Source organism: Streptomyces sp. NPDC002104 (genome assembly GCF_053593795.1).
The window spans coordinates 52,246-68,460 of record NZ_JBSFDF010000002.1; the positions used below are offsets into that span (position 1 = coordinate 52,246).

General features: G+C 70.3%; 16 protein-coding genes. 10 read left to right on the forward strand and 6 right to left on the reverse strand.

The features are described from left to right. The first annotated feature begins 89 nt into the window (after positions 1 to 89). Positions 90 to 740, forward strand: a complete 651-nt coding sequence (locus ACWCP2_RS02425; protein ID WP_450906728.1) for an HAD family hydrolase — start codon at positions 90 to 92, stop codon at positions 738 to 740. A 142-nt stretch (positions 741 to 882) separates the two neighbouring features. Beyond that, a complete protein-coding gene (locus tag ACWCP2_RS02430) occupies positions 883 to 2,097 on the forward strand; it encodes a globin domain-containing protein (protein WP_450906729.1) in 1,215 nt (404 codons plus the stop codon). Positions 2,098 to 2,126: 29 nt separating this feature from the next. Here ACWCP2_RS02430 and ACWCP2_RS02435 read toward each other — a convergent pair whose 3' ends face one another. The 4 genes from ACWCP2_RS02435 to ACWCP2_RS02450 all read right to left on the reverse strand — a co-directional run bounded on the left by ACWCP2_RS02435 (position 2,127) and on the right by ACWCP2_RS02450 (position 4,772). Continuing rightward, positions 2,127 to 2,606: an NUDIX domain-containing protein gene (locus tag ACWCP2_RS02435; protein WP_450906730.1), complete on the reverse strand. Its 480-nt coding sequence runs from the start codon at positions 2,604 to 2,606 to the stop codon at positions 2,127 to 2,129. 118 nt (positions 2,607 to 2,724) lie between these two features. Then, a complete protein-coding gene (locus ACWCP2_RS02440; RefSeq protein WP_450906731.1) occupies positions 2,725 to 3,888 on the reverse strand; it encodes a cystathionine gamma-lyase in 1,164 nt (387 codons plus the stop codon). After that, positions 3,885 to 4,376, reverse strand: a complete 492-nt coding sequence (locus tag ACWCP2_RS02445) for a low molecular weight protein-tyrosine-phosphatase (protein WP_450906732.1) — start codon at positions 4,374 to 4,376, stop codon at positions 3,885 to 3,887. Before ACWCP2_RS02445 ends, ACWCP2_RS02440 begins: the two co-directional genes overlap by 4 nt. A gap of 12 nt (positions 4,377 to 4,388) precedes the next feature. Continuing rightward, positions 4,389 to 4,772 (reverse strand): phage holin family protein, encoded by a 384-nt coding sequence (locus tag ACWCP2_RS02450; RefSeq protein ID WP_450906733.1) that lies wholly within the window; start codon positions 4,770 to 4,772, stop codon positions 4,389 to 4,391. Between the two features lie 90 nt (positions 4,773 to 4,862). Here ACWCP2_RS02450 and ACWCP2_RS02455 point away from each other — a divergent pair, with 90 nt between their 5' ends. From ACWCP2_RS02455 to ACWCP2_RS02470, 4 genes are all read left to right on the forward strand, one after another. Continuing rightward, positions 4,863 to 5,180 (forward strand): cupin domain-containing protein, encoded by a 318-nt coding sequence (locus tag ACWCP2_RS02455; RefSeq protein WP_450906923.1) that lies wholly within the window; start codon positions 4,863 to 4,865, stop codon positions 5,178 to 5,180. Between the two features lie 155 nt (positions 5,181 to 5,335). After that, complete coding sequence (locus ACWCP2_RS02460) at positions 5,336 to 5,563, forward strand: DUF5326 family protein (protein WP_450906734.1); 228 nt, start codon at positions 5,336 to 5,338, stop codon at positions 5,561 to 5,563. A 290-nt stretch (positions 5,564 to 5,853) separates the two neighbouring features. Beyond that, positions 5,854 to 6,591 carry an IclR family transcriptional regulator gene (locus ACWCP2_RS02465; protein ID WP_450906924.1) on the forward strand — a complete coding sequence of 246 codons (738 nt, stop codon included), beginning with the start codon at positions 5,854 to 5,856 and terminating at the stop codon, positions 6,589 to 6,591. Between the two features lie 97 nt (positions 6,592 to 6,688). Further along, complete coding sequence (locus ACWCP2_RS02470; protein WP_450906735.1) at positions 6,689 to 7,138, forward strand: SsgA family sporulation/cell division regulator; 450 nt, start codon at positions 6,689 to 6,691, stop codon at positions 7,136 to 7,138. A gap of 209 nt (positions 7,139 to 7,347) precedes the next feature. Here ACWCP2_RS02470 and ACWCP2_RS02475 read toward each other — a convergent pair whose 3' ends face one another. Next, positions 7,348 to 8,784: a YibE/F family protein gene (locus tag ACWCP2_RS02475; protein WP_450906736.1), complete on the reverse strand. Its 1,437-nt coding sequence runs from the start codon at positions 8,782 to 8,784 to the stop codon at positions 7,348 to 7,350. Positions 8,785 to 8,994: 210 nt separating this feature from the next. On the opposite strand from ACWCP2_RS02475, the gene thiC reads away from it, so the two are divergent. After that, positions 8,995 to 10,782, forward strand: a complete 1,788-nt coding sequence (gene thiC, locus ACWCP2_RS02480; RefSeq protein ID WP_450906737.1) for a phosphomethylpyrimidine synthase ThiC — start codon at positions 8,995 to 8,997, stop codon at positions 10,780 to 10,782. 69 nt (positions 10,783 to 10,851) lie between these two features. Here the strand turns inward: thiC and ACWCP2_RS02485 are convergent, their stop codons facing one another. Then, complete coding sequence (locus ACWCP2_RS02485) at positions 10,852 to 11,964, reverse strand: glycosyltransferase (RefSeq protein WP_450906738.1); 1,113 nt, start codon at positions 11,962 to 11,964, stop codon at positions 10,852 to 10,854. A gap of 1,565 nt (positions 11,965 to 13,529) precedes the next feature. Between ACWCP2_RS02485 and ACWCP2_RS02490 the strand changes: the two genes are divergently transcribed. The 3 genes from ACWCP2_RS02490 (at position 13,530) to ACWCP2_RS02500 (ending at position 16,214) form a co-directional block, all read left to right on the forward strand. After that, positions 13,530 to 13,919: a hypothetical protein gene (locus ACWCP2_RS02490; protein ID WP_450906739.1), complete on the forward strand. Its 390-nt coding sequence runs from the start codon at positions 13,530 to 13,532 to the stop codon at positions 13,917 to 13,919. A 113-nt stretch (positions 13,920 to 14,032) separates the two neighbouring features. Next, complete coding sequence (locus tag ACWCP2_RS02495) at positions 14,033 to 15,082, forward strand: aldo/keto reductase (RefSeq protein ID WP_450906925.1); 1,050 nt, start codon at positions 14,033 to 14,035, stop codon at positions 15,080 to 15,082. A 247-nt stretch (positions 15,083 to 15,329) separates the two neighbouring features. Continuing rightward, on the forward strand, positions 15,330 to 16,214 hold the full coding sequence (locus ACWCP2_RS02500) for a hypothetical protein (protein WP_450906740.1): 885 nt from the start codon (positions 15,330 to 15,332) through the stop codon (positions 16,212 to 16,214). The last annotated feature ends 1 nt before the right edge of the window (position 16,215 follow it).

The window sequence follows — 16,215 nt, forward strand, 5'->3', positions numbered from 1 at the left end:
TTTCACGTGAAACATCCACCCGCCCGCTCTGTCCCTCCGCGAGGAGAGGCACTGTTTCACGTGAAACATACGTACTAGCCTCGACGGCTATGACCCGTCTTCACCTGTTCGACCTCGATGGAACGCTGATGTACGGCACCTCGTCGCCCGTCGAGATCTCCCGGCAGCTCGGACTGAGCGACGAGATCGTTGCCCTGGAACGGTCCTTCGCCGCGCTGGAGCTCCAGCCGTACCAGTTCGCGAGGGCGGTCCAGGCGCTCTGGGCGGATCTGACCCCGGCACACGTGCGGGCGGCGTTCGATGCGGCTCCGTGGCTGCTGGGGATCCAGGAGGTCTGGCAGGAGATCCGGGGGCGCGGGGACTACTGCGCCGTGATCTCGCTGTCGCCGTCGTTCTTCGTGGAGCTCCTCCTGGAGTGGGGAGCGCACGCCGCGCACGGCTCGGTCTTCCCGGAGGTGCCCTTCACCCGGCCGGTGGACGTCACCGGGATCCTGACACCCGAGGGCAAGGTCACGGTCGCCGACCAGTTGTGCGCGCGGTTCGGGGTGACCCGGGCCGACTGTGTCGCGTACGCGGACTCCAGCACCGACGTGGCGCTGTTCGAGGTGGTCCCGCTCTCGGTCGCGGTGAATGCCCACCCCCGCCTGGTGGAGCGGGCGACGTATGCCTATGAGGGGCGGGACCTGCGCGAGGCATACCAGCTGACAGGGGTGGCGCGCACGGGAGTTGAGGCATCTTAAGGGGAAAGTGGGTTCGAAACGCGGATTTCCCGCATTTCCCCGCAGGCTCTTGGGCGGACTGGCACGCTGTGAAACCCGGAACCACGGATTCGAAGGCCGTGGCGCGTGCAGACCTACCGAGATGCTCGAAGCGAGGCACCGCATGGACGCTCCGCCCACCAGATCGGCAAGACGGGGGCCGTCCCGGATACCGTCCGGGGACGGTGATCCCGAGCCCTCCCCCGAGCCCTCCCCCGAGCCCTCTCCCGATGCCGTCCTCATCCGCCGGACCCTCGCGGAGATCGCGCCCGTCGCCGACAGGGTGACCTCGTACTTCTACGCCGTCGTGTTCACCGGACACCCGGATCTGCGGGGGCTGTTCCCCGCCGCGATGGACGTGCAGCGCGACCGGCTGCTGAAGGCGCTGCTGACGGCCGCCGAGCACATCGACGACCCCGAGGTGCTCACCGCCTACCTGCGCCGGCTGGGTACGGGGCACCGCAAGTACGGCACCCGCCCCGAGCACTATCCGCCGGTGGGTGAGGCCCTGATCGGGGCGCTGGCCAAGTACGCGCACGACGCCTGGGGGCCGGAGACCGAGGCCGCCTGGGTCCGGGCCTACACCGCCATCTCCCAGATCATGATCGACGCGGCGGCCGAGGACGAGCCCAAGGCGCCGCCGTGGTGGCACGCGGAGGTGGTCTCCCACGATCTGCGGACCTCCGACATCGCGGTGATCACGGTCCGTCCCGACCAGCCCTACCCCTTCCTCGCGGGCCAGTACACGACCCTGGAGACCCCCTGGTGGCCGCGGATCTGGAGGCACTACTCCTTCGCCTCGGCCCCGCGCGGGGACGGGCTGCTGTCCTTCCACGTCAAGGCCGTTCCCGCGGGATGGGTCTCCAACGCGCTCGTGCGGCACGCCCGGCCCGGTGACGTGCTGAGGCTCGGGCCCCCGGCGGGTTCGATGGTGGTCGACCACAGCACCGACAACGGAATGCTGTGCCTGGGAGGCGGCACGGGGATCGCCCCGATCAAGGCGCTGATCGAGGACGTGGCCGAGCACGGGGAGCGGCGCCCGGTGGAGGTGTTCTTCGGGGCGCGCAGCGACGACGACCTGTACGACAAGGACACGCTGCTGGGGCTGCAGCGCTCGCACCCCTGGCTGTCGGTGCGCCCGGTGGTCTGCGACGAGGGCCTCGCCGGGCAACTGCCGCAGGCCGTCGGCACCCACGGGCCCTGGAGTTCGTACGACGCGTTCGTCTCGGGGCCGGCCGCGATGATCCGCAGCGGGGTGGACGCGCTGAAGAGGATCGGGATCCCCGATGAGCGGATCCGGCACGACGAGGTGGAGGAACTGGCGGGCGTCGCCGGCTGATGTCGGCGGCGGCGCCCGCGTGCGGTGGGTCAGCCCAGGTCGGGGGCGTGCATCGCGCGCACGCCCTCGATGTTGCCGTCGAGGTAGTGACGCAGGGACAGCGGGACGAGGTGCACCGCGGCGATGCCGACGCGGCTGAAGGGCACGCGGACGATCTCGTACTCGCCCTCGGGCTCGTCGATCTCGGGGCCGTGCCGCTGGCTGAGGTCCATGGATTCGAGATGGCAGACGAAGAAGTGCTGCACCTTGACGCCGGTCACGCCTCTGTCGGCGATGTGCTCGACGGTGTCGACGAAGCAGGGCACGACGTCGGTGATCTTGGCGCCGAGTTCCTCGTGGAGCTCTCGGTGGAGGGCGTCGACCACGGTCAGGTCCGAGGGCTCCACGCCCCCGCCGGGAGTGAGCCAGTACGGGTCGATGCCGGGTTTGGTCCGCTTGATGAGGATCAGGTCGTCACCGTCGAGCAGGATCGCGCGGGCGGTGCGTTTGACCACTGGACGTTCGGTCATGGGAGAAGAGTGGCCCAGACTTCCGCTTCTGAAACGCGTGCCGGTGAAACCCGCCGCTCCGGGAGCCGGGCGGACCGAGCCGCCGCAGGGCGTGCCCGGACCGCCTCCGGCCGGCCGGTCAGCTCGTGCGGGCCGCCAGATCGAGCGCCCGCAGGACGTCCGTGACCAGGTCCTCGGTGTCCTCGGCGCCCGCGGAGAAGCGGATGAACCCCTCCGGAACGGCGTCGCCGCCCCACCGCCGGCGGCGCTCCGCGGTGGACCGGACCCCGCCGAAACTGGTGGCGTCCTCGACGAGCCGCAGGGCGGCCATGAACCGTTCCGCGTGCGCGCGGTCGGCCAGGGTGAAGGAGACCACGGAGCCGAAGCCCCGCATCTGCCGCGCGGCCGTCTTGTGGGACGGGTCCGACGGCAGGCCCGGGTAGCGCAGCCCGGTGACGTCGGCGCGGTCGGCGAGGGCCTCCGCGACGGCGAGCGCGTTGGCCCACTGGCGCTGGGCGCGCAGCTGGATGGTGGACAGGGAGCGGTGCGCGAGCCAGGCCTCCATGGGGCCGGGGATCGCGCCGACCACCTTGCGCCAGCGGCGGATGCCCGCGGCGAGCTCGGCGTCGCGGCAGACGACGTAACCGAGCAGCAGGTCGCCGTGGCCGGTCAGCCCCTTGGTGCCGCTGGCCACCGAGAAGTCGGCGCCCAGTTCGAGGGGGCGCTGGCCGAGCGGGGTCGCGAGGGTGTTGTCGACGGCGACGAGGGTGCCGCCGGCGTGCGCCGCGTCCACGAGGCGGCGCACGTCGCAGACGTCGAGACCGGGGTTGGACGGGGTCTCCAGCCACAGCAGCCGGGCTCCGTCGAGGACCGGGAGCTGGCCGTCCTCGCCCGTGGGGGCGGTGCGCACGTGGACCCCGTACGCCTCCAGCTGTTCCCGTACGAGGGGCAGCACCTGGTAGCCGTCGTCCGGCAGGACGACCGTGTCGCCCGAGCGTGCCTGGGAGAGCAGTACGGCGGAGACCGCGGCCATGCCGGAGGCGAAGACGACCGTCTCGACCCCGTCCAGGCCGGGGGCCTCCAGCTCCCCGATGGCCCGCTCCAGCAGGGTCCACGTGGGGTTGGAGTCGCGGGCGTAGGCGTAGGGGCCGTCGACGTCGCCGGGAAGGTGGAAGTGGGCGGCGAAGACGGGGCCGGGCAGCGGAGGCTCGTTCTTGACGGGCTCCGGCAGACCGGCGCGGACGGCGACGGTGCCGTCGCCGAGCCGCTCCTGGCGCGGGGTCACGGGGTCGGGGGCGCTCATGGGGTGTGCTCCTTCACGGCTTCGCTGACGGCGGCCAGCAGGCCGGGGCTCGCCGCCTCGACCAGGTGCAGGCACTCCTCGAATCCGTCGAGGGGCCCGTAGTAAGGGTCCGGTACGTCGGTCTCGGCGGCGGAGGCCGCCGGGTCGTAGGACCGCAGCAGCCGGACCTTGGCCGCGTCCTGCGGGGTGGGGGCGAGCGCCCTCAGGTCACGCAGGTGCCCGGCGTCGAGTGCGATGACGAGGTCGAGGCCGGCGAACCAGGAGGCCCGGAACTGCCGGGCACGGTGGCCGGGTTCGTACCCCGCGGCCTCCAGTACGGCCACGGTGCGCGGGTCGGCCCCGTCCCCCTCGTGCCAGCCGCCGGTGCCGGCGCTGTCGACCTCCACCAGGCCCGAGAGGCCCGCGTCGGCGACGTGGGAGCGGAAGACCGACTCGGCCATGGGCGAGCGGCAGATGTTGCCGGTGCAGACGAAGCACACGCGGTACATGGGCGCCCGGCCTCAGTTCTTGTCGGGCAGGACCACGTTCAGGGCCCAGGAGACGATGGAGACGATCAGGGCGCCGGCGATCGCCGACCAGAAGAAGTTGTCGACGTGGAAGCTGAGGTCGAACTGCTTCGCCAGCCAGGAGGTCAGCAGCAGCATCGCCGCGTTCACCACGATGGTGAAGAGGCCGAGGGTGAGGACGAACAGGGGCAGCGAGAGCAGCTTCACCACGGGCTTGACGATCAGGTTGACCAGGCCGAAGATCAGCGCGACCAGGATCAGGGAGAGCGCTTGGTGGCCCGTGCTGCTGCCGTCTTCCAGTGTGATGCCCGAGACGAGCCAGATGGCGACGCCCAGGGCTGCCGCGTTGGCCAGGGTCTTGACTACGAAATTCGTCATGTGTCTGATCGTTGCAGAGATGGCCCCGGTGGAACATCAGCTGATCTGCGCATGCTCACCGGGCGAGAGAACACGAGGGGTGCGAAGACGATGAAGGCCTTCCGGCTGGACGAGCTCGAGGCCGAGCGGGCCGCGAACAAGGGCGCCTACCTGCAGTTCCTGCGCGAGCGGAACATGTCGGTCGGGCTGTACGCGCTGGACGCCGGGCAGAGCGACCCCCAACAGCCCCACGCCCAGGACGAGGTGTACTTCGTGGTGAGCGGCCGGGCCTCGATCACCGTCGGAGACGAGACGACGACGGTCGCCAACGGCAGCGTGGTCTACGTGCCGGCCGGGGTGCCGCACAAGTTCCACCACATCACCGAGAACCTGAAGATCATGGTCGTCTTCTCTCCGCCGGAAGGGTGAAAGGACCCCGGGACTGAGGGTCCGCGGCCCGGTCCCCCTAGGGGGCGGATCAGGGGAGTACGGGGGCTCGCGGAGCCCCGCCCGGGGCCGTGGGCTCCTAGCATCGAGAGCAGGAGTTCACCGGCAAGACGGACTAGGAAGAAGAGGTCGAGGACATGGAAGGCATCCGAGGGATATTCGAGGGCATGCCCTGGTGGGTCAAGTGGGTCGCCGTTCCGCTGCTCGTGCTGTTCGTCTTCGGTGGTGTGATCACCAGCATCATCGGTGCGCTGATCGGCTTCCTCTTCAAGGCCCTGCTCCTCGCGGCCCTCGTCGGAGGCCTGATCTTCCTCGTCAGGAAGTTCAAGGGCACCGGGTCGAAGTCCTCCGCCGGACAGTGGTAGAACTGGCGCAACCAGGGCACAGCGGGATTAACCCAGCTGAGGGAACGTGAACCGCCAAACCGCTCACAGCCCGGGAATCGGCGGATAGAGTGGCAATCTGTGCCGTTCCCTGGGCACCGAACGCCGGTAGTACCGCTCTGACCTGCGGTTCTTTTTGACAGCCACCGAGCACGACCCCCAGGAGTCACGGCACACGCGGGGGCGGCCCCCGCAGGGCGGGCCCCCCCAAGGCCCGCCGCCACGCCTGGGGGTGAGCTTTGTCTTCGGTTCACAATGCCGGTGTGCCGACTCTGATCGGTTCGGTGCAGCGGGCACTGAGGCTGCTCGAAGCGGTGGGTTCCCATAGCGAGGGAGCCCCGGCGAAACAACTGGCGCGCGAGGCCGGGCTCCCGCTTCCCACCGCGTACCACCTGCTGCGCACCCTGACGCACGAGGGCTATCTGCGCCGGGAGAGCGGAGTCTTCGTCCTGGGGGACGCCGCCGGCCGGCTGGCCGGTGGGGGGCTTCAGCAGAAACGTCGCAGCATGATCCTCGACTCCCTCGCGCACTTCCGCGACGCGGTCGGGGCCCCCGTCTACTTCGCGGTCTACCGCGAGGGTGAAATCGAGGTCGTGGGTGTCTCGGACACCCCGGCGAACCCTGCCTGCGAGGAGTGGGCCGATTTCCGCGAGACCGGCCACGCGCACGCCATCGGGCAGTGCCTGCTGGGCCAGCTCGACGAGAAGACGCGCAAGGACTACTACGACCGGCACCCGGTCGAGGCCATCACCCAGTACACCGTGCGGGACTTGGGGACTCTGGAGCAGCGGATCGGCTCCATGGAGCGGATGCAGCCGGTGACCGAGCGGCAGGAATACGCCCTGGGCACCGTGTGCGCGGCCATCCCGATCACGGCCGGCGACACCGCTGCGACGATGGCGATTTCTCTCCCTCTGCACCAGGAACAGCGATTGCTGTATGCGGTCGATCGGCTACGGAGTGAAGTAGGCGCGCTGTTGAGCACCCTCTCGTTCTCTATCAGTATCTGAAAACTCACTCCTTGTGATCTGCTAGCCCTTCCACCACTCTTGTCAAGAGGGCCTTGGGGGATCATTCCTGGCCACTTCCACTACAGCGGGGTAGGCAATGCGCGAGTCGGTACAGGCAGAGGTCATGATGAGTTTCCTCGTTTCCGAGGAGCTTTCGTTCCGGATTCCGGTGGAACTCCGGTACGACGCTCGTGACCCCTACGCGGTCCGCCTGACCTTTCACCTTCCCGGGGATGCGCCCGTGACGTGGGCGTTCGGCCGGGAACTCCTTCTGGACGGCATCAACAAGCCGTGCGGTGACGGAGACGTCCACATCGCTCCGACCGATCCGGAGGAACTGTCCGATGTCCACATCCGGCTGCAGGTAGGCGCGGACCGGGCTCTCTTCCGTGTGAGCGCGGCGCCACTCGTGGCGTTCCTCGACCGCACCGACCGGATCGTTCCACTCGGCCAGGAGCGCAACCTCGGGGACTTCGAGGAGAACCTCGACGAGGCGCTCGACAAGATCCTCGCGGAGTCGCAGCAGAACGAGCAGAACGCGGGCTGACCGAAGCCCGGCCGGACGCCTGCTGACCACGGCGTACCGGCGATCAGTACGGCATCACAGGCACCATCCGCAGGACTGCGGCATCACCGCATCACCGCATCCACGCACCACGGCTCAGCGTGCCGACGCGCTGAGTGCTCCACCCTGCCGTTCCCCACGGCCGGCCGTGCGCGCGAACCGACCTGTCGCGCCCGCCGGTCCGCCCCTCTTCAGCGCTTGCGCCGCCGGCCCCGGCCGCCGCGGAGCGGCCCCGAGGCCGCTGTGGCCGCCGGGGATTCCGCGCGGTCGGCGGACACCACCAGTGCGGCCAGTGCCGTCGTCACGGGTACCGAGGCGACCAGTCCGATCGAGCCCACGAGGGTGCGTACGATCTCTTCCGCGACCAGCTCGCTGTTGGCCACCGAACCCATGCTGCTGTTCGCGATCGAGAACAGGAGAAGCAAGGGCAACGCCGCGCCCGCGTACGCCAGTACCAGGGTGTTCACCACCGAGGCGATGTGGTCGCGCCCGATGCGGATGCCCGCCCGGTAGAGACCGCGCGGGCCCATCGACGGGTCGGCCTGGTGGAGTTCCCAGACCGCGGAGGTCTGAGTGACGGTCACGTCGTCCAGTACGCCGAGCGATCCGATGATGACACCCGCAAGCAGCAAACCGCTCATGTCGATGTTCGGGTAGAGCCCGTGGATCAGCCCGGTGTTGTCGTCCGTGTTGCCGCTGAGGAACGCCCAGTCGATGAACAGCGAACCCAGCAGGCCGATCAGCAGCAGCGAGATGATGGTGCCGAGGACCGCGACCGAGGTGCGGGCCGTCAGCCCGTGGCACATGTAGAGCGCGATCAGCATGATCGCGCTCGCGCCGACCACGGCCACGACCAGCGGATTCGACCCCTGCAGGATGGCAGGGAGGATGAACAGCGTCAGCACCGCGAAGCTGACCACGAGGGCGATGAGCGCGAACAGCCCGCGCATCCGCCCGACGAGGACGACCGCGACGGCGAAGATCCCGGCGAGCAGGGCCATCGGCAGCTTGCGGTTCACGTCGATCACGGAGTACTGGAGATCCCGGGGCGCGTCCGGGGCGTACGCGACCACCACGCCCTGGCCGTCCGTCAACTGCCGCGGTGCGCCCGGCTGGAGGATCTCGAAGAACTCGCGGCCCTTGTCCGGCCCGCTGCCGACCCTGATGGTGGCCTTCTTGCATTCGCCGGTCTGCGAGGCGAGGGCTTCCCGCCCCTCGGGGGTGGAGGTGTCGCCGGTGGCGGGCACCTGCGCGGCGTTCACGGATTTACAGTCGACCTGCTGGAGCGCGACGACCGTTCCCTGCTGGGTCTGCCGGTCGAAGCCGACTCCCGTGCGTGCGTGGTCCGGCGCGCCGCCGGGCCAGAGCACCGCCATGCCGATCACGACGGCGGCGGCGAAGGGGATCAGGACGGCCGCGATCACCTTGCGCAGGTGCTTCGAGACGGGGGCCGCCGGGCCATGGCTGTGCGTGTGGCCGTGGGAGTGACCGGGCGCGTGGCCTGGCGTGTGGCCGGGCGGCTGACCGGGGCCGGCGTGCGCGTGGCCCGCGTGGTCGGCGTGCTCCGCGTGGCCGGCGTGACCAGTGGGATCCGTGGGGTCGGTGGGGGGCTGCGGCGAGGACGTCACTGGCTGATCATCGCAACAGATGAGGGGGCCCACTGTTCAGCACGCCACACATGACGCTAGCGTGGGGGCTACTTTGCACAACGCGGGAGCTCGGAGCACCGGGCTGAGAGGGCGCTGATCACCGTCGCATTCGAAAATGCGTACGGGAAGAGGCTGCGTCGACCGCCGAACCTGTTACCGGGTAATGCCGGCGTAGGGAGATTAGGTCTCATGACCATTCAGGACGCACGCACGCCTGCCGTCAGCCAGGACGCCGATGGCCAGAACGAGCGCCAGCCCGGCTGGCACAAGGGATACGTGGCGGGCTCCCGCCCCGACATCCGGGTGCCGGTTCGCCAGGTCCACCTCACCAACGGCAAGGACGTGACGCTCTACGACACGTCCGGTCCGTACACCGACCCGCAGATCGAGACCGACGTGCGCCGGGGCCTGCCGCCGCTGCGCGAGCACTGGATCATCAGCCGCGGTGACACCGAGGAGTACGCGGGCCGCCCCGTGCGCCCCGAGGACGACGGCATCAAGCACACCTCGCCGCGCGGCGGCCTCAAGAACCTCGACGCGGTCTTCCCGGGCCGTCCGCGCCAGCCCCGCCGGGGCCGTGGCGGCGCCGCCGTCACGCAGCTCGCGTACGCCCGCCGGGGCGAGATCACCCCGGAGATGGAGTACGTCGCGATCCGCGAGAACGTCTCCCCCGAGGTCGTCCGCGAGGAGATCGCCGCAGGTCGCGCGGTCATGCCGGTCAACGTGAACCACCCCGAGATCGAGCCGATGATCATCGGCAAGCGGTTCCTGGTGAAGGTCAACGCCAACATCGGCAACTCCGCGGTCACCTCCTCGATCGAGGAGGAGGTGGACAAGATGACCTGGGCGACCAAGTGGGGCGCCGACACGGTCATGGACCTCTCCACCGGCCGCAACATCCACACCACCCGCGAGTGGGTGCTGCGCAACTCCCCCGTGCCGATCGGCACCGTGCCGCTGTACCAGGCGCTGGAGAAGGTCGACGGCAAGGCCGAGGACCTGACCTGGGAGATCTACAAGGACACGGTCATCGAGCAGGCCGAGCAGGGCGTCGACTACATGACGGTCCACGCCGGCGTGCTGTTGTCGTACGTCCCGCTGACCGCCCGCCGCAAGACCGGCATCGTCTCGCGCGGTGGCTCGATCATGGCCGCCTGGTGCCTGGCGCACCACAAGGAGAACTTCCTCTACACGAACTTCGAGGAGCTCTGCGAGATCCTCGCGGCGTACGACGTGACGTACTCGCTGGGCGACGGCCTGCGTCCCGGTTCCATCGCGGACGCGAACGACGCGGCGCAGTTCGCGGAGCTGAAGACGCTGGGCGAGCTGAACACGATCGCCAAGCGGTACAACGTTCAGACGATGATCGAGGGCCCCGGGCACGTCCCGATGCACAAGATCAAGGAGAACATCGACCTCCAGCAGGAGATCTGCGAAGAGGCGCCGTTCTACACGCTCGGCCCGCTGACCACCGACGTCGCGCCCGCGTACGACCACATCACCTCGGGCATCGGTGCCGCCATGATCGCCTGGTGGGGCACCGCGATGCTCTGCTACGTCACGCCCAAGGAGCACCTGGGCCTGCCGAACCGCGACGACGTGAAGACCGGTGTCATCACGTACAAGATCGCGGCGCACGCGGCGGACCTGGCCAAGGGTCACCCCGGTGCCCAGGAATGGGACGACGCGCTGTCGGACGCGCGGTTCGAGTTCCGGTGGGAGGACCAGTTCAACCTGGCCCTCGACCCAGACACGGCCCGTGAGTTCCACGACGAGACCCTCCCGGCCGAGCCGGCCAAGACCGCGCACTTCTGCTCCATGTGCGGTCCGAAGTTCTGCTCGATGAAGATCTCCCAGGACATCCGCCGCCAGCACGGTGGCGACCTGGGTGCCGAGGAGATCGAGGCCGGCATGGCGGAGAAGTCCGCCGAGTTCGCGGCCGCGGGCAACCGCGTGTACCTGCCGCTGGCGGACTGACCTCCCGCTCCGGCACACAAGGACGGCCCGCGACACCGAGGGGGAGTCGCGGGCCGCCGTCGCGGACGGTCAGGCGAACGTCCGGGAGCCCACGCCCAGTTTGCGCCGTGCGAACTCGAGGTTCGCGAGGACCCGGTCCTGCTGGTCGTCGGGCAGTCTGCCGTCCTGGAGCAGGAGTTCGCAGGAGTCCGCGGACTCCTGGTACTCCCCCGTCCAGTAGGCGGCCACCGCGAGTTCGTCGAGCGCGCGCCAGTCGTGCCACGCGAACTCGACGAAGAGGATGTCGTCCGGGCGCGGGACCCTGACCGCCTGCCGGGCGAACAGGTGGGCGAGGGGCCAGCGGCTTTCGAGTCGGCAGAGGCGGGCGAGGTCGCCGAGTGCCTCCACGCGGGAGGGCCGGCTCTCGTGCGCGCACAGGTAGCGGTCCATCACCTCGGCCCACGGCCTGTCGAGGGTGACCGCGAGCCGGGCGGCATAGAGCCGCGCGCAGTAGGTCTCCTCGGCCCAGCCGCCCATGGCGACCCGGCGGTCGTAGGCGTCGAGGGACTTCTCCGGCTCGCCCGCGTCGCGCCAGCTCTGGGCCAGGTAGAACGCGTAACGGGTGTTGTCGGGCTCCTTCGTGAGGCCTTCGGTGAGTACCTGGGCGTCGCGCAGGTACTTCGACCGCTGCCCCTCCTCCCGGAAGCGCGCCCCGCCGCCGACGGAGAGGATGTTGAAGCCCTCGATCACGTCGCGGCCGTATTCGGTGCCGCAGTCGATGTACTCGTGGAGCACGCCCACGTACCGCCACGGCAGCCGGGTGGAGACCAGTGCCGGCCGCCAGTGGACGATCGGACCGTCGTGCAGCGCGACCTGGTACGCGTTGAGCGTGAGGTCCGGCATGCGGAACCCGGGCCGGATCTGCATCTCGTCGTCGCCGTCGATGAACAGCAGGTAGTCGGCGCTGGAGCGCGCGAGTTCCACCGCCTCGGTGCGGCTGCCGTCGAAACCCTTCCAGGTCCGTTCGTGGAGCGTGCCGGGCAGGTCGGCGAAGCAGTCCCGGATGACGTCCTGGGTGCCGTCGGTGGAGCCCGTGTCCACGATCACCCAGGTGTCGATCAGGGGGCGCACCGACTCCAGGCACTTCCGGATCGTCGGCGCCTCGTTCTTGACGATCATGTTCAGGCAGATGGTCGGCCTCACCGCAGCACCCTCTCGTCGGACGGATCGCGGGCGACGTTAGGGAGTGCGGCCGCTGATGGGTCGGCGGCACGCCGGTCGCGTCGGCACCCGATGGGCCTCGGCGGAGCCGTTCGGGGGCGTCCGATAAGCCGTTGTGCTGATAAAGATCCGGGCCGTCTCAAGATCGGGGCGGCTCCATCCGTAGCTCCCAAGGACGTTCGAACCCGTAGCCGGGGCGACACCCGTTCCGGCTCGCATTCCGTTCCGAAGGAGCGCTGCAGATGAGTCGTGAGCACCAGACCAAGCTCCGCCTTGGTCCCGTACCCCGCAATCGTGCCTGGATCGCGGGAGGTGCCCTGGCCTCGCTTTCCCTCGTACTCGTGGGCATGTCCACCCCGGTCACCGCGGCGGTCAATCCCGCGGTGGCGGCAGTGAGATCCGCCGCGCCGTCGGGCGGCGGCGGAGGCGAGGACTGCGAGCCGCACGACGGACCGCCACAGGACTGGACCCGGGGCGGCGGGGACGACGAGGGACACGGCGACTGGAGAGACGACGCGGGCCGCGACCCGAACGCGGGCCGAGACCCGCACGAGGGCCGGGACCCGCACGAGGGCCGCGACCCGAACGAAGGGCGCGACCCGAACGAAGGGCGAGACCCTCACGAAGGGCGCGACCCCCACGACGACCACGGCCACGGGTGCCCGCCGGTCGGCCCGACGGGCCCAACCGGTCCCACGGGACCGACGGGGCCCTCTGGTGCGACGGGCGCCGACGGTGCGACAGGTGCGACAGGTCCGACGGGTCCGTCCGGTGCGACGGGTCCGACCGGGCCGCGAGGCTACCCCGGGGCGACGGGCGCCACGGGCTCCACCGGGGCGACGGGCGCGACGGGTGCCGATGGTGCGACCGGTCCGACCGGTCCGACGGGTCCGACGGGTGCCGATGGCGCGACGGGCGCCACGGGCGTTGACGGTGCCACGGGTCCGACTGGCCCGACCGGTCCGACGGGTGCTGACGGCGCTACAGGTGCCACGGGCGTTGACGGTGCTACGGGCGCGACCGGTCCGACCGGTCCGACGGGTGCTGACGGCGCGACGGGCGCAACGGGTGCTCCGGGCGTTGACGGTGCCACGGGTCCGACCGGCGCGACCGGCCCCACCGGTGCCGATGGTGCGACGGGCGCCACGGGCGTTGACGGTCCCACGGGCGCGACCGGTCCGACCGGTCCGACAGGTGCTGACGGCGCGACGGGCGCCACGGGTGCTCCGGGCACTGACGGTGCCACGGGCGCGACCGGTCCGACGGGCCCCACCGGTGCGACGGGTGCGAGCGGCGCGACGGGCCCCACGGGTGCCACAGGTGCGAGCGGTGCGACGGGCCCCACGGGTGCGACGGGTGCGAGCGGTGCGACGGGCCCCACGGGTGCCACAGGTGCGAGCGGTGCGACGGGCCCCACGGGTGCCACAGGTGCGAGCGGCGCGACGGGTGCCACCGGTGCGACGGGTGCCACCGGTGCCACGGGTGCGACCGGTCCGTGTTCCGACATCGACGCCTACAGTCCCTCGAACACCGAGGACTTCCAGACTGTGCTCACCGGCGGGAAGACGTACGTCGGCAAGGCCTCGACGCCGGGCGGGACGATCGTCTGGCAGGACCTCACCAACACGGTCGCGACCATGACCGACCCCGCGAACCCCAACTATCCGGCCAACGTCTGCGGCGTCGCGATCGAAGCCCAGGGCAATGACGCGTTCGTCAAGGTGGTGACGTCGTCCGGGACAGTGTGGCAGACGCACGGTGACGTCAACGGCAACAACTTCATCTGGAACGAGCCCTGGGTCCAGCAGACGACGCCCACCCCCGCCGTGCTCGTCCGAGGCGGGTCCATGAGCGGGTTCACGGCGCCGGCGTCCCCGCACAGGATCCCGCCGGGTCTCAAGTCCAAGTCCAACCACGCGGCCAAGCCGCGCAAGTGACCTGGGGCGTCTGACCTGACACCGAACACCCGGCCGCTCCCGATGGGGCGGCCGGCTTTTTTTGGTGCTTGCGCTGGAGCGCGCTCCAACTCCTAGAGTCCGGACGCATGAGCATGCGATACCGAATTCTGGGTGGGACCGGCATCGAGGTCAGCACGCACTGCCTCGGCACGATGATGTTCGGTGCGGTGGGCAATCCGGATCACGAGGAGTGTGCGCGGATCATCCACGCCGCGCTCGATCACGGGATCAACTTCGTGGACACCGCGGACATGTACTCCGCCGGGGAGTCCGAGACGATCGTGGGCAAGGCACTCAAGGGACGGCGCGACGACGTCGTCCTCGCGACGAAGGTGCACTTCCAGATGGGCGAGGGCCGCAACCGCAGCGGAAACTCCCGGCGCTGGATCGTGCGGGCCGTCGAGGACAGCCTGCGCCGGCTGGACACGGACTGGATCGACCTCTACCAGGTGCACCGCCCCGACCAGGGCACGGACGTCGAGGAGACCCTGTCCGTTCTCGGTGATCTGGTCCGGGCTGGGAAGATACGCGCCTTCGGCAGCTCCACCTTCCCGGCCGAGGAGATCGTCGAGGCGCACCACGTCGCCGAGCGGCGGGCTCTGCCGAGGTTCCGGACCGAGCAGCCGCCGTACTCCATCCTCGCGCGCGGGATCGAGAGCGGTGTGCTGCCGGTGGCCCGGAGATACGGGATGGGCGTCCTGACCTGGAGCCCGCTCGCGTCCGGATTCCTGACGGGGAAGTACCGGCTCGGCAGGGCCGTCGACATGGCCTCGGGGCGTCCGGCGCTGACTCCGGCCCGCTTCGATCCCGCGATTCCGGGCAATGTCGCGAAGCTGGAGGCGGTGGAGCAGCTGGTGGAGCTGGCCGACTCCATTGGCTGCACGCTGCCCGAGCTGGCGGTGGCCTTCCCGCTGGCGCATCCCGCTGTCACCTCGGTGATCACCGGGCCGCGGACCATGGAGCAGCTGGAAGCACTGGTGAAGGGCGCCGGCCTGGTCCTTGACGACGCGACCCTCGACCGGATCGACGAGATCGTGGAGCCGGGCCGGAACCTGTACCACCCGGACGGCGCCTGGCGCGTGCCGGCGCTGGCGGATGTCGCACAGCGCAGGCGGGTGCTGGGGGACCGCTCCGCCGGCTGACCGGGCGGACGCTCCGATGTTTCACGTGAAACAGCGACGGATGTTTCACGTGAAACATGGCGCATGCGCAGACCCGTGTGGCCGTGCGGCAGGCGGCCAAGTGGCTGTTCGGGCTGATCCGTTCCGCTGACGGATGGGCGCGCCGATCGGACGCTCGGGGGCGGGGTCTTCAGGATGACCCGCGAAGACCGGCTCTGTGTCCGGGCTTCGCAGATCGATTCGATCCGGTGTGTGCGAGGAGCTGTACATGAGTTCTGAGAACAAGGCCCGTGCCTACCTGGGGCCGTTGCCCCGACGAGCCGGCTGGCTGGCGGGAGGCACGCTCGCCTCGGTGGCGCTGCTGCTGGCGGGCCTGACGACTCCGGCGGTCGCGCTGGCCGAGGCGGCGGGCGGTCCGGACCACTGCAAGGCCCAGCGCCACAGGGCGGGTGCGCCGGCGGCGGGTCACGGCGACGACTGCAACGTGGGCCCGCGGGGCCCGCGCGGACCCAAGGGTCAGAAGGGTGCGACGGGTCCCACCGGGCCCAGGGGCGCCACCGGAGCGACGGGCCCGACCGGGCCGCGCGGCTACCCGGGGGCGACGGGCGCCACCGGCCCCACCGGCCCCACGGGCGCCACCGGCCCCACGGGTGCTACGGGTGCGGGTGCCACCGGGGCGACGGGCGCGACCGGCCCCACCGGCCCCACCGGCCCCACCGGTCCGACGGGTCCGCGGGGCGCCAGCGGCGTGTGTTACGACGTCGACGCCCACCGGCCCGCGGCCTCCCGTGAGGTGAAGGCAGTGCTCTCGGCCGGCGTCACCTACGCCGGCATCCGCGATCTGCAGCCCACGGTGACCCCTTGGCGCTGGTACGACCTGACCACCACGGGGGACACCTACCCCGAGGACGCCTGTGCGGTGTCGATCTCGGAGCAGGCCAACATCGTCAACGTCGAGGTGCTGACGACGGGCGGCCTCGTCTACGAGACCTCCTGTGACATCGACCCCGGCACCCCGGACGCACTCGACTGCACCGGCGTGTGGGCGGCCGCCAGCCCTCAGCCCGCCCCGGGTGCGAACGGCCTGGCCCAGTTCGCGCACAAGGCTCTGAGCAGGGAAGACCGCAACATCAAACCCATGGCGATCAAGTAGC